This is a genomic window from Acidimicrobiia bacterium (assembly GCA_036271555.1).
Classification (GTDB): Bacteria; Actinomycetota; Acidimicrobiia; order IMCC26256; family PALSA-610; genus DATBAK01.
Genome location: DATBAK010000022.1, coordinates 1 through 23,857 on the forward strand (window position 1 = coordinate 1; position 23,857 = coordinate 23,857).

The 23,857-nt window shown below is 70.8% G+C and carries 20 protein-coding genes; 10 read left to right on the top strand and 10 right to left on the bottom strand.

What is annotated here, in order from left to right; genetic code table 11:
• Positions 1-1,045 (bottom strand): histone deacetylase family protein (locus VH914_07120; GenBank protein ID HEX4490960.1); only part of this gene is annotated, 1,045 nt, incomplete at its 3' end.
• Between the two features lie 69 nt (positions 1,046-1,114).
• On the opposite strand from VH914_07120, the gene VH914_07125 reads away from it, so the two are divergent.
• From VH914_07125 to VH914_07160, 8 genes are all read left to right on the top strand, one after another.
• Complete coding sequence (locus VH914_07125; GenBank protein ID HEX4490961.1) at positions 1,115-1,663, top strand: hypothetical protein; 549 nt, start codon at positions 1,115-1,117, stop codon at positions 1,661-1,663.
• Positions 1,660-3,624: an EAL domain-containing protein gene (locus VH914_07130; GenBank protein ID HEX4490962.1), complete on the top strand. Its 1,965-nt coding sequence runs from the start codon at positions 1,660-1,662 to the stop codon at positions 3,622-3,624. Before VH914_07125 ends, VH914_07130 begins: the two co-directional genes overlap by 4 nt.
• 31 nt (positions 3,625-3,655) lie before the next feature.
• Entirely contained in the window at positions 3,656-3,958 is a 303-nt protein-coding gene (locus VH914_07135; GenBank protein HEX4490963.1) for a hypothetical protein, read from the top strand.
• A gap of 39 nt (positions 3,959-3,997) precedes the next feature.
• Positions 3,998-5,098, top strand: coding sequence for a P1 family peptidase (locus VH914_07140; protein HEX4490964.1), 1,101 nt, complete (start codon positions 3,998-4,000; stop codon positions 5,096-5,098).
• Positions 5,099-5,297: 199 nt separating this feature from the next.
• On the top strand, positions 5,298-7,280 hold the full coding sequence (locus tag VH914_07145) for an alpha/beta fold hydrolase (protein HEX4490965.1): 1,983 nt from the start codon (positions 5,298-5,300) through the stop codon (positions 7,278-7,280).
• Positions 7,277-9,238 (top strand): alpha/beta fold hydrolase, encoded by a 1,962-nt coding sequence (locus tag VH914_07150; GenBank protein HEX4490966.1) that lies wholly within the window; start codon positions 7,277-7,279, stop codon positions 9,236-9,238. The genes VH914_07145 and VH914_07150 overlap by 4 nt, the downstream gene beginning before the upstream one ends.
• Positions 9,235-10,761, top strand: coding sequence for a carboxylesterase family protein (locus VH914_07155; GenBank protein ID HEX4490967.1), 1,527 nt, complete (start codon positions 9,235-9,237; stop codon positions 10,759-10,761). Before VH914_07150 ends, VH914_07155 begins: the two co-directional genes overlap by 4 nt.
• The gene (locus VH914_07160; GenBank protein HEX4490968.1) at positions 10,758-11,849 is read left to right on the top strand and encodes an iron-containing alcohol dehydrogenase; all 1,092 of its coding nucleotides are present in this window, start codon (positions 10,758-10,760) and stop codon (positions 11,847-11,849) included. Before VH914_07155 ends, VH914_07160 begins: the two co-directional genes overlap by 4 nt.
• Here VH914_07160 and VH914_07165 read toward each other — a convergent pair.
• Genes VH914_07165 through VH914_07185 form a run of 5 tightly spaced genes read right to left on the bottom strand, consistent with a single transcriptional unit; the run spans position 11,792 to position 17,119 of the window.
• Complete coding sequence (locus VH914_07165; protein HEX4490969.1) at positions 11,792-13,291, bottom strand: class I adenylate-forming enzyme family protein; 1,500 nt, start codon at positions 13,289-13,291, stop codon at positions 11,792-11,794. The two genes, VH914_07160 and VH914_07165, sit on opposite strands and share 58 nt — an antisense overlap.
• A complete protein-coding gene (locus VH914_07170) occupies positions 13,288-14,538 on the bottom strand; it encodes an amidohydrolase family protein (protein HEX4490970.1) in 1,251 nt (416 codons plus the stop codon). Before VH914_07170 ends, VH914_07165 begins: the two co-directional genes overlap by 4 nt.
• Positions 14,539-14,548: 10 nt before the next feature.
• A complete protein-coding gene (locus tag VH914_07175; GenBank protein ID HEX4490971.1) occupies positions 14,549-15,289 on the bottom strand; it encodes a class II aldolase/adducin family protein in 741 nt (246 codons plus the stop codon).
• A gap of 12 nt (positions 15,290-15,301) precedes the next feature.
• A complete protein-coding gene (locus VH914_07180) occupies positions 15,302-15,946 on the bottom strand; it encodes a TetR/AcrR family transcriptional regulator (GenBank protein HEX4490972.1) in 645 nt (214 codons plus the stop codon).
• A gap of 33 nt (positions 15,947-15,979) precedes the next feature.
• Positions 15,980-17,119 carry an aromatic ring-hydroxylating dioxygenase subunit alpha gene (locus VH914_07185; GenBank protein ID HEX4490973.1) on the bottom strand — a complete coding sequence of 380 codons (1,140 nt, stop codon included), beginning with the start codon at positions 17,117-17,119 and terminating at the stop codon, positions 15,980-15,982.
• A 98-nt stretch (positions 17,120-17,217) separates the two neighbouring features.
• Between VH914_07185 and VH914_07190 the strand changes: the two genes are divergently transcribed.
• A complete protein-coding gene (locus tag VH914_07190; GenBank protein ID HEX4490974.1) occupies positions 17,218-18,420 on the top strand; it encodes an ABC transporter ATP-binding protein in 1,203 nt (400 codons plus the stop codon).
• A 12-nt stretch (positions 18,421-18,432) separates the two neighbouring features.
• Here the strand turns inward: VH914_07190 and VH914_07195 are convergent, their stop codons facing one another.
• Positions 18,433-19,158: an SAM-dependent methyltransferase gene (locus VH914_07195; GenBank protein ID HEX4490975.1), complete on the bottom strand. Its 726-nt coding sequence runs from the start codon at positions 19,156-19,158 to the stop codon at positions 18,433-18,435.
• A 173-nt stretch (positions 19,159-19,331) separates the two neighbouring features.
• Here VH914_07195 and VH914_07200 point away from each other — a divergent pair, with 173 nt between their 5' ends.
• Entirely contained in the window at positions 19,332-20,426 is a 1,095-nt protein-coding gene (locus VH914_07200) for a Gfo/Idh/MocA family oxidoreductase (GenBank protein HEX4490976.1), read from the top strand.
• A gap of 78 nt (positions 20,427-20,504) precedes the next feature.
• Here the strand turns inward: VH914_07200 and VH914_07205 are convergent, their stop codons facing one another.
• From VH914_07205 to VH914_07215, 3 genes are all read right to left on the bottom strand, one after another.
• Entirely contained in the window at positions 20,505-21,449 is a 945-nt protein-coding gene (locus VH914_07205; protein HEX4490977.1) for an ABC transporter permease, read from the bottom strand.
• Positions 21,446-22,345 (bottom strand): ABC transporter permease, encoded by a 900-nt coding sequence (locus tag VH914_07210; protein ID HEX4490978.1) that lies wholly within the window; start codon positions 22,343-22,345, stop codon positions 21,446-21,448. Before VH914_07210 ends, VH914_07205 begins: the two co-directional genes overlap by 4 nt.
• 72 nt (positions 22,346-22,417) lie before the next feature.
• Positions 22,418-23,707, bottom strand: coding sequence for a spermidine/putrescine ABC transporter substrate-binding protein (locus VH914_07215; GenBank protein ID HEX4490979.1), 1,290 nt, complete (start codon positions 23,705-23,707; stop codon positions 22,418-22,420).
• Positions 23,708-23,857: the final 150 nt, after the last annotated feature.

Genomic DNA, 23,857 nt, shown 5'->3' on the forward strand with positions numbered 1-23,857 from the left:
CGCCGAGCGTGTCGAGCACGTAGCCGCCCTCCTGCACGAGCACGGTCGGCCGGTCGAGCGACGCGAGGCGTGCGCCGATCGCGCGGTAGCCGTCGGCCGTGACCGCGAACGGGCTGTTGGGATCGTCGGCGGCGCCGTCGACGCCGAGCGAGACGACGAGCGCGTCGGGCCGATGCTCGCCCGCCTCGGCGACGAGCGCGTCGACCGCGGCGAGCCATTCGTCGTCGCCCGCGCCTGGAGCGAGCGGAAGGTTGCGGTTGGCTTCGCTGCCCGCGTCTGTGCCGCGCTCGTCGGCGAAGCCCGCGTAGTGCGGGAACCAACCGTGCGCGGGATCGATGTGCGCGGACCCGTAGGACACGTCGCCGCGCGCGTAGAAGATCTCCTGCGTCCCGTTGCCGTGGTGCGCGTCGACGTCGACGATCGCGACACGCGCGCAGCCCTGGTCCCGCAGGTACTGCGCGGCGACCGCCGCGTTGTTGAGGTAGCACGAGCCGCCGTAGAAGTCGGGCCCGACGTGGTGACCGGGCGGCCGCACCGCCGCGTACGCGGCGGGCGCGCCCGCGAGCACGAGGTCGCAGGCGGTCAACGCGCCGTCGACCGCGGCACGCGCCGCGGTGTAGGTACCCGCGCTGATCAAGGTCATCGTGTCCATCGCGTAGAGGCCGGCCATCGCACGGATCGCGGCAGGCGGGTGCGGCGGCCGGCCCGACGTGAGCTGGCGCAGCGCGAACACGTACGGCACGACGACCGGCTGGCCCGGGTCCTCGACGTGACCCTCCTCGACCCACCGGCGGTGTGCGCATTCGAGGTACGCGACGAAGTCGGCCGAGTGCACGCGCAGCAACGGGTCGTCGCCGTGGTCGGTGGCGGGGGTCAACTCGCAGCCGGCGGCGCGCAGTGCGGCGCCGAGCGCGTCGCCTCGCTCGGGCTCCTCGTCGCCGGGCACCGGCACGCCCAGCCAGATGCCCGCGCCGGGCGCGTGCCCGCGGTGGCGCTCGTCCCAGACCACGGGCATCGAGACCACAGGGCCGTCCACGCCGTCCACGTCGTCACCGTAACGTCACGAACTCCCCGAAAGCCTCAACTGGAGGTCCCGCGACGACGATGGAACGGCATGGCCGTCTCGGTCTTCCGGGCGCATGCCGCGCACTTCGTCGTGTTCGGACTGCCGATGCTCGCACTCGTCGGCGCGATCGGATGGCAGGAGCTGCGCGCCCGCTGGACGCCTCACACCGCGACCGCGCCGGCGCCGGAGCCGGGATCGGTCGGTCTGCGAACGGCCGCGTGGGGTCTCGTGATCGCCGCGTTCATCCACGCGTTCGTCGTCCCCGCGCACTTCCGCGCGTCGGCGTTGTACGGCGCGTTCTTCACGGTGCTCGCGGTGGTCCAAGTCGCGTGCGCGTGGCGGATCGCGGGCACGCCCGGTCGCGCGCTCGTGCGCGCGATCGCGATCAGCAGCGCGTGTGTCGTGGTGCTGTGGCTCGTGAGCCGGACGACCGGCCTTCCCGTCGGGCCGACGCCGTGGCGACCCGAAGGCTTCGGCGCGGCCGACGAGATCTCGAGCGCGCTCGAAGCGCTCACGGTGTGGGGGTGCTGGATCGCGCTGCACCCGCTCGCCGCGCGGCGCGGCATCGAGGGATCGCGATCGGTGGTGGCGCGATGAGCGACGAGACGCGGCAGCGCAGCGTCGTGCTGCGGCTCTGGCACCGCACGATCGACTGGTTGCCCGAGGGCCGCGCGCTGCCCGAGCGTGTCTGGCAACGTCGACACACCTTGATCGTGCGCTATGCACTGGTCCAGGCCTTGGCGCTCGCGGTCTTCGGTTTGCTGCGCGGGTTCGCCTTCGCCCTCGTCGCGGGGGAGGCCGCGCTGATCGCGGTGCCGGCGGTCGCCGCGCTCGCGCCGCACGCGAGCCGTCGCACGCGCATGCTCTCGTCGACGATGTCGCTGATGCTCGCGTCGGCCGCCTTCGTCGACTTCGCGGGCGGCATGACCGAGGCCCACTTCCTCTTCTTCGTGATGGTCGGCGTCGTCGCGCTCTACCAGGACTGGAGCGCCTTCGGCCTCTGCATCCTCATGACCGTCCTGCACCACGCGGTGATGGGTTGGTTCCTGCCGCAGGACGTCTACGGATCGGCGTCCGAGTGGCACCGGCCGGTGCTGTGGGCGTTGGTGCACGGTGCGTTCGTCCTCGCGGTGAGCGTCACGCACCTGCTCGCATGGCGGCGCAGCGAGGACCAGGACCTCTCGGACCCGCTCACACAGATTCCGAACCGCAGCGCCTTCAACGAGTGCCTCGCCCGCGCGGTGAGCGAGTCGGGTGAATCGGTGAGCGTGCTCTTCATCGACCTCGACAACTTCAAGCGTGTGAACGATCGCCTCGGGCACCTCGTCGGGGACCATGCGCTACGCGCGGTCGCGGAGCGCATGCACGGCACGCTGCGCGACACCGATCTGCTCGCGCGGCTCGGCGGCGACGAGTTCGCGGTCGTCGTGAACGGATCGGAAGCGGTCGCGGCGCGGACCGCGGCGCGCATCTCGAACGTGCTGCAGCCGCCGATCGTCGTCGACGGTCGCGAGGTCTTCCTGCCCGCGAGCATTGGTGTCGCGGGATCGGACTGTGTCGGATCCCGCGACGCGCGCGACCTGATCCGCAGCGCGGACCTCGCGATGTACGTCGCGAAGTCCGCCGGCAAGAACCAGGTCGCGCGCTACGACGCCGGGCTCGAAGCCCAGATGCGTGAGCGCGACCAACTGCGGAACGATCTGCGCGGCGCGATCTCACGCGCCGAGCTGCTCGTCTACTACCAGCCGACGCTGACGCCCGCCGGTCACGTCGGCGGTGTCGAAGCGCTGCTGCGCTGGAACCATCCGACGCGCGGGCTCGTGCAACCTACCGAGTTCATCCCGCTCGCAGAGGACAGCGGCGACATCCGCGCCATCGGTCTCTGGGTGTTGCAGACCGCGACCGCGCAGCTCGCCGCGTGGCGGCAGACGATTCCCGGCTGCGAGCACCTGCATCTCGCGGTCAACGTGTCGCCGGTGCAGCTCGAGGTCGACGACTTCGTCGAGGCCGTCATGGCGATCCTGAACGCCACCGGCGTACCCGCCGGAAAGCTGACGCTCGAGATCACCGAGAGCATGCTCGTGCGCGACCTCGCCGAGAGCAGTGCACGGCTGAACGCGCTGCGCGCCGAGGGCATCCGCATCGCGATCGACGACTTCGGCACCGGCTACTCGTCGCTCTCGTACCTCGCCGAGCTGCCCGCCGACGTGGTGAAGATCGATCGCTCGTTCGTCTCCGATCTGCACCCGCAGAGCGGTTCGAGCGTGCTCGTGAAGAGCATCATCGACCTCGCGCGCTCCCTCGGGCTCGACGTGGTCGCGGAAGGGGTCGAGCGGCGCAGCCAGGCCGAGCTGCTCGGGGAGCTCGGCTGCCCGAACGTGCAGGGCTACCTGTACGCGCGGCCGATGAACCGCGTCGACTGCGCCGAGTACCTCACCGAGAGCTTCGCCGACGAGCGCGCGCCGATCGAGCCGCTGGTGGTCGCGAGCTCCGTGCCGAGCTCCGTGCCGAGCTCCGTTCCGAGCGTCGCCGTGCCGGGCGTCGCCGTGCAGGCCTGACCACCGCGGATCCGCACGTCATAATGCGGCCGTGGGGGAGCGCCGCCGGGTCGGGGCCGAGGGCCGAACGTTGTTGCTCGCCGTCGCGTTGTGCGGCGCCGCGACCCCGATCTTCATCGCGGTGTTCGCGCGCGATCGGCTGTGGCACGAAGGCGTTCTCGGATTCGTCGTGGCGATCGCATGCGGGTTCGCCCTCGCGAGCGACGAGAACCCCACGTGGCAACGGCGGTCGGGGAGGGGCCTGCTCGTGCTCGGCGGGATCACGCTCGTCGTCGTGATCGGCCTGTTCATCCTCTTGCTCGTCGCGATCGGCAACAACGGCTTCCCGCAGTGACGCGCCGTTCCTGATCCACGCTGGATACGCTCCCGTGCGATGTCACCGGTGCCGCCGACGCCGCGTCCGCGTGCGCGCGACCTCGGGATCGCGATCGGCACGCTGCCGGTGGGGCCGACGAACGGCATCGTCGACGTCCCCGGTGTGCGCGTCGGGCAGGTGACGGTCTGGCACGACGAACCCGGCGTGGCGCGCACCGGCGTCACCGCGATCGTGCCCGACGCCGTCGAAGCGCTGTTCGACGCGCCGTGCGCCGCGGGCACCGCGGTGCTGAACGGCGCGGGCGAGCTGACGAGCTCCGTCGCGATCGCGGAGTGGGGCGTGCTCGAGACGCCGATCGCGCTCACGAGCACGATGGGGGTCGGGCGCGCGTACGACGGTGTCGTGCAGGCGATGCTCGACGTGCATCCGGGTGTCGGGGTGCTCGATGTCGTGATCCCGTGCGTCGGTGAGTGCGACGACAGCTACCTCAACGACGCGCGCACTCTCTCGGTGACCGCGCAACACACGGTCGACGCGATCGGCGCGGCTTCGGCGGCGGCGGTCGCCGAGGGTGTCGTCGGCGCGGGCGCGGGCATGACGTGTCACGGCTACAAGGGCGGGATCGGCACTTCGTCACGCGTCGTCGACGGCTACACGGTCGGCGTGCTCGCGCTCACGAACTTCGGAGACGGCTCGCGCTTCACCGTCGACGGCGTGCCCGTCGGCCGGCTGCTGCCACCGCCGCCCGAGGACGACGACGTCGTGGACCCGCCCGCGGGCGAGGGCAGCTGCATCGTCGTCGTCGCGACCGACGCGCCGTTGTCGCACGCGCAGTGTGAGCGGGTCGCGCGCCGGGCCGGGCTCGGGCTCGCGCGCACGGGTTCGATCGCGGGTCACAGCAGCGGTGAGATCTTCTGCGCGTTCAGCACGACGTTCCGCGTGCCGCGGGGCGAGACGGCCGCGGTCGTCGACCGTCGGGAGCTCGCGACGAGCCGGTTGAACGGCGTCTTCGGCGCGACCGTCGACGCGACCGAGGAGGCCGTGCTCAACAGCCTGTTCGTAGCCGACACGGTCGTGGGCGTGCGCGGTCACCGCGCGTTCGGCCTTCCCGTCGAGCGGGTCCTCGACCTGATGCGCGCCCGCGGACGGCGGGCCTGATCCTCCGGTCGGACCCGTGGTACTGCGTTACCGGCGTATCGCCGGGTAACGCAGTACCACCGAGACCACCGAGACCACCGAGACCACCGAGACCACCGAGGCCACCGAGGCGACCGAGCGGAGCCGGGCGTCTGGTCGGCGGGCGCCGGCGCCCCGTACCATTCGCCGGTCGCAGCGCGGGTGGAGGCGGGGGATCGCCATGCAGGGACGGATCGTGCGGGCGCTCATCGCCGCCGCGGTGCTCGTCGGCGGCGTCGCGTCGGTCGCCCCGGCCGCGACCGCGACGGCGACTGCGACCACGACCGCGACCACGACGGCAACGAGTGCATCGCCCTCGAAGTCGACCGTGCAGTGGTATCCGTGCACCGTCCGCAAGGACGCGAAGTGCGGCCATGTCGCCGTGCCCTACGACCCGTCGGACCCGTCGATGGGCACGATCGCGATCGGCTTCGAGCTCCACGTCCGCCGCGACGCGAGCGAGCCGTCGCTCGGCACGATCGTCGCGACCGAAGGGGGGCCCGGCTACGCGACGACGTCGAGCGCGCCCGGATATCTCGCCCTGTTCCACCCGCTGCTCGACCGCCGCGACATCCTCTTCGTCGACGATCGCGGCACCGGCACGTCGCAACCGGTCACGTGCCCGCCGCTGCAGTCGTTCGGCGGCAACTACGTGCATCGCATCGGGCTCTGCGGCCAGCAGCTCGGCGACGGGTCCGATCTGTACGGCACCGCGTTCGCGGCCGACGACCTCGCGCTCGTGCTCGACGCGCTCCACATCGCCAAGATCGATCTCTACGGCGACTCGTACGGCACGTTCTTCGGCCAGACGTTCGCGGTGCGCCACCCCGACCGGCTGCGCACACTGATCCTCGACTCGAGCTATCCGGTCGAGGGTCAGGACCCGTGGTACCGGGACGAGAACCGTGCGATCGTCGAAGCGGACCGGCTCGCGTGCCACCGCTCGCCCGCGTGCGCGTCGCTACCCGGTGACCCGATCGACCGCATCGTGCAGGTCGACGACGTGCTGCGCGCCCACCCGCTCAAGGACGCGATCGGCTTCGACGGTGACGGCGTGAGGATCAAGGTCACGGTCGATCCCGGCGCGATCGGTCTGCTCGTCGCGTCGGCCGCGTACGGCGCGCCGATCTACCGCGAGCTCGACGGCGCGATTCGCGCCTTCCTCGACGACCGCGATCCTGAGCCGCTCATCCGGATGGTCGCGGAGGCCGAGCCGCCCGGAAAGGCGGGTCCGGAGCGGGCGTACTCGCAGGGTCTGTACGTCGCGACGATCTGCAACGACTACCCGCAGCTCTGGGACATCAACGCGCCGATCGCCGATCGTGAAGCGCAGTACGACGCGTCGGTGCAGAACCTACGCGCCACCGACCCGAACGCGTTCTATCCGTTCACGATCCCGGACTGGACGCACTCGTACTGGACCGAGTTCCGCTCCTGCCTCGAGTGGCCGGCGCCGTCGAGCTGGGTGCCGCCGGTGCCCGCCGACGCCAAGTATCCGAAGACACCGACACTCGTGCTCTCCGGTGATCTCGACTCGCTGACGTCGCCCGAGGGCGCGCACGTCGTCGCGTCGCACTTCCCGAACTCGACGTTCGTGTCGGTCGCGAACATGACGCACGTGACCGCGGTCTCCGACTTCGGCCGTTGTACGAGCGTGATCGTCGACCGGTTCGTCGCGACGAAGTCGGCGGGCGACACCACGTGCGCGTCGCAGTACAACGAAGTGCGCGAGGTCGAGGCGTTCCCGCAGCTCGTGTACGACGCGGCGCCCGCGCCCCAGGGTGCGACCGTGCAGTCGTCGGTGCTCGACCGCCGCCTCGCCGACGTCGTGTCGAACACCGTCGCCGACGTCCTGCCGCGCTGGTACACGAACTACGACGGCACCGGCGTCGGGCTCCGCGGCGGCCGCTTCAGCTACTCGGGCAGTGACGTCGTGCGGTTCGACCTGAAGGATCTCCGCTGGACCTTCGACGTGAAGGTGAGCGGCACGCTCACGTGGAATCGCACGACCGGTTGGATCACCGCCGACGTGACCGTGGCCGGACCGCACACCGAGTCGGGCACGATGCACCTCCGCTGGCGCGACTGGGACCCACACGCGCAGGCCACGGTGACGGGCACGATCTCGGGTCGTCCGCTCGCGCTCACGATGCCCGCGTCGTGACGCGCGCCGTCCGCCGCGTCGCGATCGCGCTCGCGACGGCGCTGACCGCGGGCGCGCTCACGACCACGACCACGACCGTCGCGTCGGCGGGACGAATCGCGATCCACTGGGATCAGTGCCAGCAAGTCGACCGCGTGGGCGTGCGCTGCGGGCACATCGACGTCGCGCTCGACCCGACGGACGCGTCGCTCGGCACGATCCCGATCGGCTTCGAGCTGTACGCGCGCACCGACACCGCGCACCCCTCGCTCGGCACGATCGTCGCGATGGAAGGCGGTCCCGGCTACGCGACGACGTCGAGCCGCGCCGGTTACCTCGACCTGTTCCGGCCGCTGCGCGATCACCGTGAGCTCCTGCTGATGGACGCGCGCGGTACGGGGCTCTCGCAACCCGTCGACTGCGCGCCGCTGCAGACGTACGGCGGCAATCGCGTCGCGCGCATCGGCCTGTGCGGTCGCCAGCTCGGTCCGACCGCCGATCTCTACGGCACTGCCTTCGTCGCCGACGATCTCGCGCATGTGCTCGACGCGCTCGGCATCGCGCAGATCGACCTCTACGGCGACTCGTGGGGTTCGTACTTCGGTCAGACGTTCGCGATCCGGCATCCCGACCGCGTGCGCACGCTCGTGCTCGACTCCACGTATCCGGTCGTACAGACCGACGCGTTCTACCGCGCCGCGAATCCTGCGATCGTGCGCGCGCTGCGGCTCGCGTGCACGCGTTCGCCCGCGTGCGCGTCGCTCGGCGGGGACCCGATCGGCCGCGTCGTAGCGATCGACGATCGACTTCGCGAGCATCCGCTCCACGGAACGACGACCGGTCCGTACGGTGAGCCGCGGAAGATCACGGTCGACGCGACGACGATCGCCACGCTCGCCGCCGATGCGGCCGACGACCCGCCCGTGTACCGCGAGCTCGACGGCGCGATCCGCGCCTACCTCGATCCGCAGTCGCCCGATCCCGCGCCGCTGTTGCGGCTCGTGTCGGAGAACGAGGCTCCCGGCGGCGCGGGCTATCTGCGCCAGTCGTCGGAGGGCGAGTACGACGCGGCCGTCTGCAACGACTACCCGCAGGCCTGGGACATCACGTCGCCGATCGCGTCGCGCGAAGCGCAGTACGACGCTGCGGTCCAGCACCTCCGCGCCACCGATCCGGACGCGTTCTTCCCGTTCACGATTCCCGACTGGACCCACAACGACTGGACCGAATACCGCTGGTGCCTGCAGTGGCCGGTGCCATCGAACCACGTTCCGGCGGTGCAGCAGCCCGTGCACTACCCGGACGTGCCGACGCTCGTGCTCTCCGGCGATCTCGACACGAACACGTGGCGCGCCGGCGCGCGCACGGTCGCGGCGAACTTCCCGAACTCCACGTTCGTGCCCGTCGCGAACCTCACCCACGTGACCGCGGTCTCCGACTTCGGCCGCTGCACGAGCGACATCGTGGTGCGCTTCGTCGCGACCGGGCGCGCGGGCGACACGTCGTGCGCGAGCCACTACAACGAGGTCCGCATGGTCGAGCAGTTCCCGAAGACGGTCGCGGCTGCGACGCCCGCACCGCAAGGGTCGTCGGTGCACTCGTCGGTTGCCGATCGCAGGCTCGCGACGGTGGTGTCGAACACGGTCGCCGACGTGCTCCCGCGCTGGTACAACGCGTGGAGCGGTGGTTACGGGTTGTACGGCGGCACCTTCAAGTTCTCGAGTGGGATCTACTCGAATCAGTCGATCGTGCGGTTCCGGCTGAGCGGGCTGCGGTGGACGACCGATGTCGCAGTGAGCGGGCGCATGCAGTGGAACCGCGCGACCGGCGATGTCGACGCGCGGGTCACCGTGCGCGGCCCGGGCTCGGATTCGGGTGCGGTGCGTGTCCATTGGCGCGGTGCCGCGGTGCACGCGGTCGCGACCGTGCAGGGCTCGGTCGGCGGCCGCCCGATCGACGTCACCTTGCCGGCGTCGTGAGCGCGGCGGAACGAGTGGAGCACGACACCGACCTCGGGCGGCTCGTCGGCCGGAAGACCGGCCGCGTCGCGCGCTATGCGGGCATCCCGTACGCGCTCGCGCCGGTCGGGGAGCGACGCTTCCGCGCGCCGGTGCCCGCGGGCGGATGGACCGGTGTGCGCGACGCGACCGAGCCCGCGGCCGCGCTACCGCAGTCGACCTCGGGACCGGAGCTGGTGCCGGGCATGGCACCCGACCGCATCGACGACGACTCGCTCACGCTCACGATCTGGGCCCCCGGCGGCGGCACCGAGCTGCGGCCGGTGCTCGTGTGGATCCACGGCGGCTCGTTCATGGTCGGCGCGTCGTCGCTGCCGACCTACGACGCGACGCGCCTCGCGGCCGACGGCGACGTGGTGGTGGTCGCGATGAACTACCGGCTCGGCGCGCTCGGCTTCATGAGCGTCGGCGAGACGGCGAACCTCGGCCTGCTCGACCAGGTCTGCGCGCTCCAGTGGGTGCGCGACCACATCGGCGCGTTCGGCGGCGACCCGCGCAACGTCACCGTGTTCGGCGAGTCGGCCGGCGGCGGCTCGATCCTGCACCTGCTCGCATCGCCGCCCGCGCGCGGGCTCTTCGACCGGGCGATCGTGCAGAGCGGCTCGACCGGGCGCACCCTGTCGGCCGACCAGGCCGCCGCGATCGGCGAGATCGTGCTCGCCGAGCTCGGGTGCACACCTGGCGACGTCGACTCGCTGGCGCGGCTCACGAGCGCGGAGATCGTGGCCGCGCAGGAGCGCGCCACGCCGAAGCTGTTCGCCATCGCGGGCCTGCTGCCGTTCCATCCCGCGCTCGACGACACGACGCTGCCCTCGACACCGCTCGACGCGCTGCGTGCCGGCGCCGCGCGCGACATCGACCTCGTGCTCGGCGTCACCACCGACGAGATGCGGCTCTTCCTCGACGGCCCGACCATCGAGCCGGGGCGCCTGCACAAGCGTGCCTCTCGCTACTTCGGCCTCGACGACGGCGCGACGGCCGACCTGTTCGATGCCTACGCCGCGCTCTTACGCGACACGGGCGAGCCGTCGGAACCGATCGACGTGTGGGCCGCGCTCTACACCGACAAGGAGATGCTCGTTCCGACGATCGCGGCCCTCGACGCGCACGCGGCGACCGGCGGTCGCACGTTTGGGTACCGCTTCGACTGGCCCGCGCGGCCGCGTGCCGACGGTCTCGAGCGGCGCGCCTGCCACGGCGTCGACATCCCGTTCACGTTCGGAACCTTCGATGTCGGCGGGTGGGACGCGTTCGTCGGCGCCGACACCGATCCGAGGGGCGCGCACGCGCTCTCGGCCGCGCTGCGGGGCGCGTGGTGCGCGTTCGCGCGCGCGGGCGATCCCGCGCAGGAAGGCATCGGCCCGTGGACGCGCTACGAGCGCGCAAACCGCCCGCTGATGCGCCTCGGACGCGTCTGCGGAATCGAGGCCGACCCGGTCGCGGCCCGGCTCACTGCGCTCGCGGCCGCCGGCGTCACCCCGTGATCCGCACGTACGCGTTCCCCAACATCGACCGCGTCGTGCACGGACCGGGCGCCGTCGCGCGCGTCCCCAAGCTCGTCGACGAGCTCACCGCGAAACGCGTGATGATCGTGACCGGTCGCACGCTCGCGACGCAGACGCCGTTGATCGACGCGCTCACGTCGGCGTTGGGTGAGCGCCACGTCGCGACCTACGCGGCGATGCGCGCCCACGCGCCCCGAGCCGACATCGAGGAAGCGCTCGAGATCGCGAGCGGGCACGGCGTCGACCTCTTCGTCGGTTACGGAGGGTCGAGCGTCACCGACGCGACCAAGATCGTCGCGCTGCGGCTCGCCGAGTTACGCGGCGACACGCGCGTCCCGCAGATCCACGTGCCGACCACGCTGTCGTCGGGGGAGTGGACGCCGGCCGCGGGGATGACCGGCGACGTCGCGGGCGTGAAGACCTACGTGTCCGACCCGCGCATGGCGCCGTTCGCGATCGTGCTCGACCCCGAGGTCACGCTCGCCACGCCCGACGAGCTCTGGTTGTCGACGGGCATGAAGATCGTCGACCACGCCTGCGAGATGCTGTGGGGTCCGCGCGCGCACCCGTTCACCGACACGCTCGCGCAGGAAGCACTGCGACGGGTTCGCCGCTCGTTGCCGCGCACGCACGCAGACCGCGACGCGCTCGAGCCCCGGCTCGACTGCCAGCTCGCGGGGTGGATGTCGATGGCGGGCATCGTGAACGTGCGCGTGCACCTGAGCCACACGCTCGGCCACCAGATCGCGGCGCGCTGGGACGTCGGCCACGGCGTCACGTCGGGCATCACACTCCCGCCCGTGCTGCGGTACATGGCAAGCGAGAATCCCGACGGCGTGCGCCGGGTTGGCGAAGCCTTCGAGGTCGACACCGTCGACGGCGCGGCGCTCGCGATCGCCGATCTCGTCGCCGCGCTCGGGTTGCCGTCGACGTTGCGCGCGGTCGGCGCGCGCCGCGACGACTTCCCCGCGGTCGCGGAGGCGACGATCGCGGCCGGCCGCGCGACCGGCTACGTGCCGACCGGCGGTTCCGACGCGCTGGTCGCGTTGCTCGACGAGATGTGGTGAGCGGCCCGCGCTCGCAGCTCGCCCTTCGCGACCTTCCCGCCCGACGATCGCGGGAGGTCGCGGTCGACGACGACGAGGAGCTCCGGCCAGTGCTCCTTGCCCGTGCCGCGCGTCGCGAGGTGAGCCGTGAGCTCGCCGAGCGACAGCTCGCTGCCGCCGTCGCGCAGCACGACGAAGCAGCACACGCGCTCGCCGAACACGGGGTCGGGCGCCGCGACCGCCGCGCACAGCGCGACCGCGGGATGGCTCCCGACCTCCTCCTCTACGTACGCGGCCGAGATGTTCTTGCCACCGCGGATGATGAAGTCGGACGCGCGCCCGCGCACGGTGAGCACGCCTTCGGGATCACCGGGTCGGTCGATCGTCACGATGTCGCCGGTGCGCATCCAGCCGTCGGGCGGCACGAGCTGCGCGTTGGCCTCGGGATCGTCCCAGTAGCCGAGGCAGGTGAGCGGCCCGCGGCACGCGCCGACGCCGGGCCCGCCGGTCGCGGTCACGTCGGCGCCGGTGTCGGGATCGAAGATGCGCACGGCCATCGACGCGATCGCGCGGCCGGCCGTGTGCAGCCGAACCGTGTCGTCGTCGCGCCGCGTCGTGCGTGAGAGCGCGCCGGTCTCGTTCGAGCCGTAGAACTGGAGCACGCGGGCGCCGGTGCGCGCTTCGAACTCCGCGGCGCGGTCGGGTGGCACCATCTCGCCGCCGGTGAACAGCACGCGTAGTGACGTGCACGCGCCGTCGAGCGCGGGGGAGCCGAGCATCATCATGAACTGCGTCGACACCGCCGCGAGCACGGTCACGCGGTAACGCGCGACCGCGGCGATCACGGCGTCGGCGGTGAAGCGCTCGAACACGACACAGGGCGCGCCGAGGATCGCCGGCGTGAAGTGCGCGGTCCAGAGCCCGAAGCCGAAGGGCGCGGGGAGCGCGCTCGCGAACACGTCGTCGGGTCCGAGGTCGGCGGCCTCGACCGCGAGACGATGGAACGCGAACCACCGCTGCTGCGCGTGCATCACGCACTTCGGCAGGCCCGTCGTCCCCGAAGTCGAGTTGAGCATCCACAAGTCGGCGGGTCCGAGCGCGCGGTCGGTCGGTGGTCGGGCGCCGGCGACGACATCGTCGAACGATCCTTCACGAGCGTTCGTCGTCTCGAGCAGGTGCGCGACCTCGCGCTCGCCCGCCCGCGGGCCGATGCCCACGATGACGACACCCGCGCGCTCGCAGCCGACGTACGTGGCGTGAACCTCGGGCCCGTCGGGCATCCGCACCGCGTACCGGTCGCCCGGCGCGCAGCCCGAGCCCACCAGCGCGGCCGCGATCGCGTCGGCGTGCGCGTCGTACTCGCGCCACGTCGTCGCGCGTCCCGAGACGCCTTCGACGAACGCAATCCCGTCGGGCTGCGCGTGCGCGTGCTCGGCGACGAGCGCGCCCACGGTGTCGCTCACGGGAACGGGTTCGGGGGCGGCGTCGCGCCGAACACGTCGACCGCGTTCTGCCAGCACATGCGGCGGACCTCCGCGGTGGGCACGCCCGCGAAGTGGCTGCGCAGCAGCGCCTGCGTGTTCGGCCACGTCGAGTCGGCGTGCGGGTAGTCGGTCTCGACGAGGATGTTCTCGACGCCGATCACGTGGCGCGTCAGCACACCCGACGCGTCGTCGAGCGCGCAGAACCAGAAGTTGCGCCTGAGCACCTCCGACGGGGTGAGGTCGACGTCGCGCCACGTCGGCAGGTAGCCGAGCTGGTACTTGAAGCAGTGGTCGAGCCGGTCGATGAGGCCGGCGACCCAGCCCGTCCCGCCTTCGGAAAGGCAGATCTTCAGCTTCGGGAAGCGCACGGGGATTCGCGAGTAGAGCCAGTCGACCGCGGCGTACATGCCGTACGCGAAGAAGAGCACCGCGACGGTCTCGGGCGGCGCGTCGGGAGCGGTCATCGGCGTGGCGCCCGACGAGCCGACGTGGAGGCACACGACCGTGCCGGTCTCCTCGCACGCGGCGAGGAACGGATCCCAGTAGCCGGTGTGCAGCGACGGCAGGCCGAGCTTCTCGGGCGCTTCCGAGAACGTGACCGCGCGGAAGCCGCGCGCCGCGTTCGCTCGGATCTCGTCGCCGGCGACGACCGGATCGCGCAGCCACGGAATCTGGTTCGGGACGAAGCGCCCGGGATGCGCGCCGCACCACGCGTCGAGGTGCCAGTCGTTGTACGCGCGGAACGCGGTGCGCGCGAGGTCGGGATCGCTCGGCCACATCGACAGTCGCTGGCCGACGAAGCCGGGCAGGAACGACGGGAAGCACAGCGACGCCCACACGCCGTTGACGTCCATGTCGGCGACGCGCGCGTCGACGTCCCACGCGCCGCGGCGCATCTCGTCGAAGCGCGTGGGCTCGAATCCGTACTCGCTCGACGGCCGGCCCGCGACCGCGTTGAATCCGACGTTCGGGAGCAGCTCGCCGTTCCACAACCAGGCCTCACCGCCGTCGTCGGTCGCGACGATGCGCGGTGCGGCGTCTGCAAATTTCGACGGGAACCGGTCGACGAAGGCGTCCGGTGGCTCGACCACGTGGTCGTCGACGGAGATCACCGACGCGAACGGCTCCTGGCGCTGCGGCTCGGGCAGGAACGTCACCCGTTCCCGGCGCGCCTTCGATCCGCCGAAGTCCGGCGAGCTCGAGAGGTCCTCGATCGACATGCCCATCGCCGAAGTCTTACTCCTCGAGCACCTCGGGCTCACGGGCGAGCAGCTGCCGGACCGCGCCGTGCCAGTAGGCATCGGGGGTGTTGCGGATCAGCTCGCCTTTGAGCGCGGGGCGCGAACCCACCGGCAACGGTCGCAGCTCGCGCCGCGCCTGCAGCGCGTCGAGCGTGAACCGGCACATCCGCTCGAACGTCACCGCGCGGTAGCAGGCCGCGCCGACCGACTCGCCGGTCACGATCGCGCCGTGGTTCGCGAGGAGCACACCACTCGCGTTGCCGACGCGTTCCGCGAGCCAGCGGCCCGCGGCCTCGGACTCGACAGTGCCGTCGTACTCGTCGACGCACGCGAGCTCACCGTCGAAGATGCCCGCGTTCTGGTGTGCGATGACCGGCTCGACGCCGAGACACGCCAGCACCGTCGCCGCGTACGGATGGTTGTGCACGACGACGCGCGCGTCCGGCCGCGCCCGATGCAGCTCGGTGTGGAGGAACACCGCGGGCGTCACGTCCCACTGTCCCTCGACGACGCGACCGTCGAGCCCGACGCGCACGATGTCGGCGGCGCGCACCTCCGACCACCACATCCCCCACGGGTTGGCCCAGATCGTCTCGCCGTCGTCGTCGGCCCACGTGATGTGTCCCGACAAGTTCTCCTGCCAGCCCTCGTGCGCGAGCACGCGCAACGCGCACGCGAGCGACTGGCGCAGGGTGAGCCCGCGCCCGAGGCCCGGGACCGCGCTCGGCCAGGTCACCGCGCGCCGCCCTTACTTGCGCGACGGAAAGTCGTCGCGCCGGAGGCCGAGCTCCGCCGCCGCCGCGGCGCGGGTGTGCTCGAGCATCTTCGTGCGGCTCATCGTGCCCTTGTGCAGCACGACCTGGAGGCCGAGCCCGTCCATGAGCGCCGCGAGCCGCCACGCCGCGCCGGCCGGGTCGCTCGTGCGGAAGCGGCGCGCGGTCACGCCGTCGCGGATCACCCGTTCGAGCAGCGCGACCCACGCCGCGTCGAGCTCCTCGGAGATCTCCTTGAGCGTCGGGCTCCGCAGCGCCTCACCCCACGCGTCGATCCACAGCGTCCAGCTCTGGTCACGCGGCCCCGGGAGGTACTCGCGCAGCACCCGGTCGAGCCGTTCGACGGGATCGGAGCCCGCGGCGACGGTCTTCTCGAGCCGACGAATGTCGGCGTCGGCCGCGTAGCGCATCGTCTCCGCGAGCAACTCGTCCTTCGACTCGAAGTGGTAGTGGACCAATCCGGTCGAGACGCCGAGCTCGTCGGCGACGTCCTTGATGCGCGTGCCGCCGAATCCCTTCTCGAGCACGACGGCGCGCGTCGCCTCGAGGATCTCGACCCGGCGTTGCTCGACGCTGACCCGGTTGCGAGAAGGGCGGGACGTCGCCGCGGACTTGAGCACTCTCCGCAGCGTAATGCCCGCCGATGTCGCGGATCACCCGTCGGTTGCGAGCGCCTCGACGAGGAGTCGGTGCACGTGCGCGACGCCGCGCTCGTGCTCGGTGGAGAGCACGCCGCGCGCGGAGATGCCGCCCGCGTACGTGCGCTGGATCGCCTCGCAGATCTCGAGATCCTGCGCGACGACTTCCTGGGTCGCGACGAGGTCGCGCGCGCGTCGCTCGGCGTCGATGTCGGGTGCCCAGAGGTAGTCGCGCTCGACGATCGTCGACGCCGGACCGGTCGGCGTGAGCCGCATCGGCGCCGCGAACCCGCCGAACATCGAGATCATCGTGTTCGGGAAGAGCGTGACGTACCCGCCGTTGTTGAACGATTCCGCCGCAACGCACTCGCCGACGCGCGCCCAGCCCGGCTCGCCCGGTGCGCTCGTCGCGAGCGCTTCCTCGGACGCATCACGCGGTTGCAGCGGCCGGTCCCACGCGAAGACGATCGGCCCGACCTCGCGCATCGGGTACTCGTAGCCCGCGGTGGGCAGCTGCGAATGCAGGAAGGGTGTGTGGTAGTTCTCCGAGTAGTTCTCGACGACGACCTTCCAGTTCGCCGCGACCTCGAAGCGATCGCGGTGACCGAGCTCCAATCGGCCGAGCTGGTACGGGTCGACGCCCGCGCCGAGAGGGCCGGGATCGAAGTCGGGCGCGTCGGGGTCGACGTTCACGAGCAGCAGGCGGGCGAACGTGGTGACCCGCACCTCGAAGAGGCCCGAGCACGCGAGGTCGAAGCCCTCGGGCTCGCCGACGCCCGCGGCACGTGCGAGCGAACCGTCGAGCCGGTACACCCATCCGTGGTACGAGCACTGCAGCGCGCGCGCCGATCCTTCGCCGTAGGCGATCGGCGCGCCGCGGTGCCGGCAGGCGTTGAGGAACGCGCGCAGCGTCCCGTGCTCGTCGCGCACGACCACGACCGGCACGTTGCCGACCGTCGCGGTTCGGTAGGTGCCCGGCGCGCGCACGTCGTCCTCGAGGCCGACACCGACCCATGAGCGTCGATACACGCGCTCCATCTCGCGTGCGTGGTGTTCCGCGTCGGCGTACCAGTGACCGGGGAGCGTGTGCGCGCGCTCGACGGGTACGCCGAGCCGGGCGGTGATTTCCGCGTCGTCGTGCCGGGTCGCGACCATCCCGCCACTCTACTGACTGACGAGTCAGTAGAAAACCCTGCCGGTGCTTGCCGCGCGGTGGTCGGCCGACCGTACAATCGGGCGTGTCCTCGGGTGCGATGACGGAAGCGGTGGGCGCGCAGGCTCCGCGCGGTCCGCTCGCCACGCGGGGCGGTGCCATCGAGCTCGTGAAGCTCGAGAAGCAGTTCGGTGAGTTCACCGCGGTCGACCACATCGACCTCTCGATCGGGTCGGGGGAGTTCTTCTCGCTCCTCGGCCCGTCCGGTTGCGGCAAGACCACCACGCTGCGCCTCATCGCCGGCTTCGAGCGGCCCACCTCGGGCGCGATCCTCCTCGACGGCGTCGACCTCGCGAGCACGCCGCCGCACCGGCGGCCGGTGAACACCGTGTTCCAGAGCTACGCGTTGTTCCCGCACCTCACGGTCGAGGACAACATCGCGTACGGCCTGCGGTGGCAGCACGGCGGCGGGAGCAAGGGCGATCGCAAGCGGCGCGTCGGTGAGGCGATCGCGCTCGTACGGCTCGAAGGGCTCGAGAAGCGCAAGCCCGCGCAGCTCTCGGGTGGTCAGCAGCAGCGCGTCGCGCTCGCGCGTGCGCTCGTGCTCCAGCCGTCGGTGCTGTTGCTCGACGAGCCGCTCGGGGCGCTCGACGCGAAGCTGCGCAAGGCGCTCCAGCACGAGCTCACCGCGCTGCAGCGCGATGTCGGGATCACGTTCGTCTACGTCACGCACGACCAGGAAGAGGCGCTCACGATGAGTGACCGCCTCGCGGTCATGGACAACGGCATCGTGGCGCAGGTCGGTCCGCCGCGCGAGGTCTACACGGAGCCCGCGAACGCGTACGTCGCCGACTTCCTCGGCGTCGCGAACCTCATCGACGTCGATGTGCTCGGATCTGCGTCCGACGGCGGTCACCGCGTGCGGCTCGAGAGCTTCGAGCTGCGGTGTGCGACCGGCGCGATCAGCGGCCTCGGCCGGGCCAAGATCGTCATCCGGCCCGAACGCGCGCGCATCCTCGAGTACGGCGCCATCGGCGAGAACCACGTGCCGGGCATGATCGATCGGCTCGTGTACCTCGGACCGACGACGCAGGTCGTCGTGCGGCTGCCGAACGGCGACAGCGTGCAGGTGCTCGTCGCGAACACCGACGAGAAGCTCGCGCACGAACCGGGCACGCCGGTCACGCTCGTGCTGCCGGCCGACGCACTGCGCGTGCTGCCGATCGACGAGCGCCTCGACCTCCTCGCGGCCGACCCGGCCGCCGCGGCCGATTCCGAAGCCGCACCCCGCGTCGACGAGTAGGGCGCGCACCGCTCATCGCGATGTTCGGCGCGCGTGCACGAAGACCTCGCGCGCCCGCGCCGCACCGGTTCTCGGCGCGGCACACGAAGCGGTCGGAGTCCAGCCGCACGCGGTGAGCGCTCTGTTCGCGAGCCCGACCGCGCGCTCGATGTCGATCGTGTGCTCGACGAGGTGCGCGCTCCGGAGCTCGAACGTCGGCTTCACGAGCGCGACCAGATCGGCCGCGTCGCCGACGTCGATCGCGCCGAGCTGCGGGACGGCGCTCGCGACCGCGAGGTAGCTGAGATCCATCACGACGAGGTCGACCGTTGCGGGCACGAGCCGCCGATCGATCTCGGCCAGGTTCACGCCTTCCAGGTTCACGACGCGCGGATCGACCCGCAGCGCGCCGACGAGCTGCCCGGTTCCGACGTCGACCGCGTAGACACGGCGCGCGCCGCGGGCGAGGAGCGCGCGCGTGAAGCCACCCGCGCTCGCGCCGACGTCGAGCGCGACGCGACCCCGCACGACGATCGCGAAGGAGTCGAGCGCGTGCGACAGCTTGACGTCGCCCCGCAGCCGGCGCGCGGGCACGACGCGCATTGACGCATCCGCGCGCACGAGCGCACGCGGGTTGTCGACGATGCGACCGTCGACGAGGACGCGCTGCTCGAGGATCGCCACCGGCTCGACATCGGGGCGGTGGCGCGCGAGGAGCTGGACGAGCGCGACGAAGCGCGCGTGGGGGTGCCTGGGCACGACGAAACCTCCGGGCTCGGATCCGACGAGGTCGGAGAGGCCCGGAGGACCGCGGATCTGCGGGTCGGCTCACACCTACGTGAACGGCACGGTCACATGGTCGCATGCGCTCACCGGCTGCGCCGTGTGTGCTTGTAGGTTGCGGCCGCGCGTCGGGAGAGGACGGGGGAGCGATGAACGAACCGCTCAGATTGGGCTTCATCGGCTGCGGGTCGATCAGCCAGGCGCATGCGGCCGCGGTGCGGATGCTCGCGGAGGACGGCATCGTGCAGCTCGTCGCCGCGGCCGACCCCGATCCCGAGGGCATCGCGCGCGTCACGAGCATCGCGGGCGACGTCGAGCGCACGACCGCCGACGGCCACGAGCTGATCGCCGATCCCGACATCGACGCGATCGTCCTCATCACGCCGACGCGGTTCCATCGCGAGTACGTGCTCGCGACCGCGGCCGCGGGCAAGCCGCTGTTCTCCGAGAAGCCGCTCGCGCCGACGTTCGACATCGTGCGCGAGCTGCACCAGGCGGTGACGGGCTCGGGTATCTCCGCGCAGGTCGGCTTCCAGTCGCGCTTTCACCCGATCATCAACAAGCTGCGCGGCTATGTCGAGAGCGGCGAGCTCGGCGCGCCGATGGCCTACACGTTGCGCGACGACCAGTACTGGCCGACGGGCGACGTCGTGCCCGGCCATTCGAGCTGGCGGTCCGACGTCGCGGAAGCGGGCGGCGGCGCGCTGCTCGAGCATTCGATCCACAGCTGCGACGTGCTGTCGTGGCTGTTCGGTCCGGCGGCGCGGGTGTTCGCGACCAAGCGGCACGTGTTCGGCTACACGGTGGAGGACACCGCCGCGCTCACGATCGAGCACGAGAACGGTGTGATCGGGAACCTCGTCACCGTCTTCAACGGCGTGCAGGGTCGCGAGGAACGCCGGCTCGAGGTGTTCTTCGAGCGCGGCGCGCTCGAGCTGACGACCGACTTCATCGTCGGTGCGCCCGAGGACTCGCTGATGGTGCAGCGACCCAACCAAGCGGCCGAGCGCTTCGACCTCACCGCGCTGCGGCGCGAGTGGTTCAGCGCGCAGGGCGTCGATCCCGATCGCGTCGTGTGGGTGTACCAGTACTTCGCGCACCGCGCCTTCGCCGCCGCGCTGCGAGAGGGACGCGCGCCGGCGCCGGGCTTCGACGATGCGTTGCGTGCACACGCGCTCGTCGAGGCCGGCTACCGCTCCTGCGCGAGCGGCCTCCCCGAACCCGTGGCTCCCCTGCTCGCCTGACCGAGCCCGTGGTACTGCGTTGGCGGGGCATGGCCCGATTGCGCAGTACCACGGACCGGAGCGGAGCCGACGTTTCGGCTACATCTCGAGCGCGAAGTCCTCGACGGCCGATCCCCGCTCGCCCCGCCGCAGCAGCCGCGGCACGAACACCGCGAGCAGGATCGCGGTGACCGTGAAGACCAGCATCACGGTCGCGAGCGCGTTGACCGCGGGCGTCGCCGTCGCGCGCAGCGACGAGTAGATCTTCATCGGCACCGTCTCGCTCGACGCGTCGGCCGACAGGAACTGCGAGATCACGAAGTCGTCGATGACGGTCGCGAACACGATCATGAGGCTCGCGAAGATCGCGGGACTCAGCAGCGGCAGGATCACCGTCCGCAGCGATTGCATCGGCGACGCGCCCAGATCTTGCGCCGCGTCCTCGTAGTCGCTCCCGATCGTGAGTAATCGCCCGCGGACGATCACGATCACCGTCGACAGGTTGTACGTGATCTGGCCGATGAGCTGCGCGCCGCGGCCGAGGTGCACGACGTGCACGAGCGTCGTGAAGAACAGGAAGAGCGAGCTGCCGATCACGATCTCGGGCGTGACGAGTGGGATCAGCTGCAAGAAGTTCGCGGGCCGCTGGCCGTAGCCGCGCCAGCGGGTGAGACCGACCGCGAGCGCGACGCCGAGCGGCGCGCAGATGAGCATCGTCATGCCCGCGAGCCACAGGCTGTTGTAGACCGCGCGGTGCAGCGTCGGGTCGTGCACGACCGACAGGTTCGGGTCGCCCCAGTACCAACGCCACGAGAAGCCTTGCCACGCGCTGCGCGACCGGCCCTTGTTGAACGAGAACTGGATCGCGATGACGACGGGCAGCAGCGCCCAGAGCAGGTACGCCCACGTGACCGTCGCGAGGATGCGCGGCTTGCGCCACGGATCGCGCCACCACGCCATCGGCGACCGCAATCGGCGTTGCGCGGGCGGCGTCGGCCCGAGCAGTGCTTCCACCTCGACCGTCGCGCGCTCCGTCGCCGTCATCGGAGCTCCTTCGCGGCCTGGTTGCTCGAATAGAGGTAATAGAACATCAGCACGGTCAGCAGAACGGTCAGCACGATCACGAGCGCGGAACCGATGCCGCGCGTCGAGTTCGTCTGCACCGCGTTCTGGATCTGGTTGCCGATCATGTTCGTCTTCGGCGAACCGGAGAGCAGTGTGTTCGTGTAGTAGTCACCGAACATCGGCAGCGCGGTGATCGCGGCGCCCGCGAGCATGCCTTGGCGCGAGAGCGGCAGCGTCACCTTCGTGAACGTGCGCAGCGGACTGACACCGAGGTCGCGCGACGCCTCGAGCAACCGGATGTCGATCCGGTCGAGTGCCGCGTACAACGGCAGGATCAGGAACGGCACGTAGCCGTACACGAGTCCGAGGATGACCGTGTACGGCCGACCGTCGAGCCAGCCGACGGGGTGCGAGATCAGGTGTAGGTGTCGCAGCAAATCGTTCACGTACCCGTCGTCCTGCAGCAGGTTCACCCACGCGAGCATGCGCATGAGGTACGAGATCCAGAACGGCGCGAGCAGCAGACCGAGCAGGAGACCGCGCCGCTTCCCGCCATAGCGCGCGACGTAGTAGGCGACCGGATAGCCGACGATGAAGCAGAGCACGATCGCGGCGATGACGTACTCGAACGTGTTGAGGAACGGCCGGCCGAAGTCGCCGTTGCCGAGTCCCTGCCAGACCGTGTGATACGCGTCCCAGTTCCACCGGAGCGGGTTCCACTGCGGATCGCGCGTGTTGAAGAGGATGTTGTCGCGGCCGCCGGCGATCGCCATGACGCCGTAGAACGGCACCGCGAAGAAGAAGACCATCCAGGCCGTGCCCGGCAGCGCGAGCACCGGCCACAGCCACCGCGGCCGCCGGGATTCGTTGTTCATGCGGCTACGGCCTCCGGCATGACCTCGCCTCCGGACCCGCGCGGGGCCCGGTCGGCGGCGACGACGACTCCTCTAGCCACCGCTCGTGAACTGCCGCCACTGGGCCTGCCAGAGGCGGTCGCCCGCGGGCGACAGCTGCAGCTCCTCGAAGGCGTGGTCGAAGTCGGACGGTTTCACGAGCGCGGTCTTCAGGTTCTCGGGCACGAGACCCTTGCTGATGAACGACTCCGGCGGCAGATCGTTGAGCGGTTGCTGGTAACCGATGCCGTTGAAGTTCAGCAGCGCGTTCGTGGAATCGAGGAAGAAGTTCAGGAACAGGTGCGCGAGCACCGGGTTCTTCGAGTTCTTCGGGATCGCCATCATGTCGTTCTGGATGAGGCCCTTGCCGTCGGGCTGGAACCAGTAGCCGAGCACCGACGCGGGCACGCCCTTCGGAAGGTCGGCAACCGCGTTGATCATGTCGCCGCCCCACGCCTGGTGCACCCACGACGATCCCTCGGGCAGCATCGTGTAGTCCTGGATGTCGACCTTCACGTTCACGAGGTCGATGAGCTTGTTCAGCTCGGCGCCGGCGGCCTTGATCTCCTTCGCGTCCTCGGTGTTCACGTTGGTGTTGCCGAGCCGCAGCAACGCCATCGACAACGCCTCGCGGTCGTCGTCGAGCACGGAGACCTTGCCCTTGTACTTCGGGTTGTAGAGGAGGTCGGTGCCGTCCTTCAGCTTGAACGGGTCGTCGGCCGCGTCGATCTTGTCGACGCGGTACCCGATGCCGGTCGTGTAGAGCGTGTACGGCACGGAGTAGCGCGCGCCCGTGTCGTAGAACGGGCTCTGCAGCGACGGCCACACGTTCGTCAGGTTCGGGATGTAGCTGTGGTTGATCGGCTGGAGGTTCTCGGTCGCGACGAGCGAACCGATGCGGTCGGGCGAGATGTTCGTGATGTCGAAGCTCGCGGTGTTCGCCTGGATCTTGCTGACCGCGTCGTCCATCGAGTCGAACGTCGTGATCGAGACCTTGCAGTGGTACTTGTCCTCGAACGCCTTGACCATGTCGGGTCCGACATAGTCGGCGTAGTTGAAGATCTTCAGCGTCGCGCCGGTCTCCGGGTCGAGTCCGTCCTTGATCGCGGTGCTGCACAACGGCAACGTCGCGGGATCGTTCTGACGACTCAACTTCGGCGGTTGGCCGCAGCCGCCGACCTTGCCGGTGCCGCCCGACGCGCCCGACTTCGAGCCACTGCTCCCGCACGCGGCGAGGAACGCGCTGCCGCCGACAGACAGTGCTGCGCCCGCGAAGGCCGAGTTGCGTAGGAACTCACGACGACTGAGCGAACTTTGCCTGCGTTCGCGTGGGTGAGACGCCATGACACCCTCCCCCCAGCTATACTGACTGACGAGTCAGTAAGCGACAGCCTGTCGCAATCGGGCGATCTTATGCAAGGGGTACGCCCATGAGCAGTCAGAGAGACAGGCGGAGACCGCAGGCGCGGTCGGCGTCGCGACGCAATGGTCATC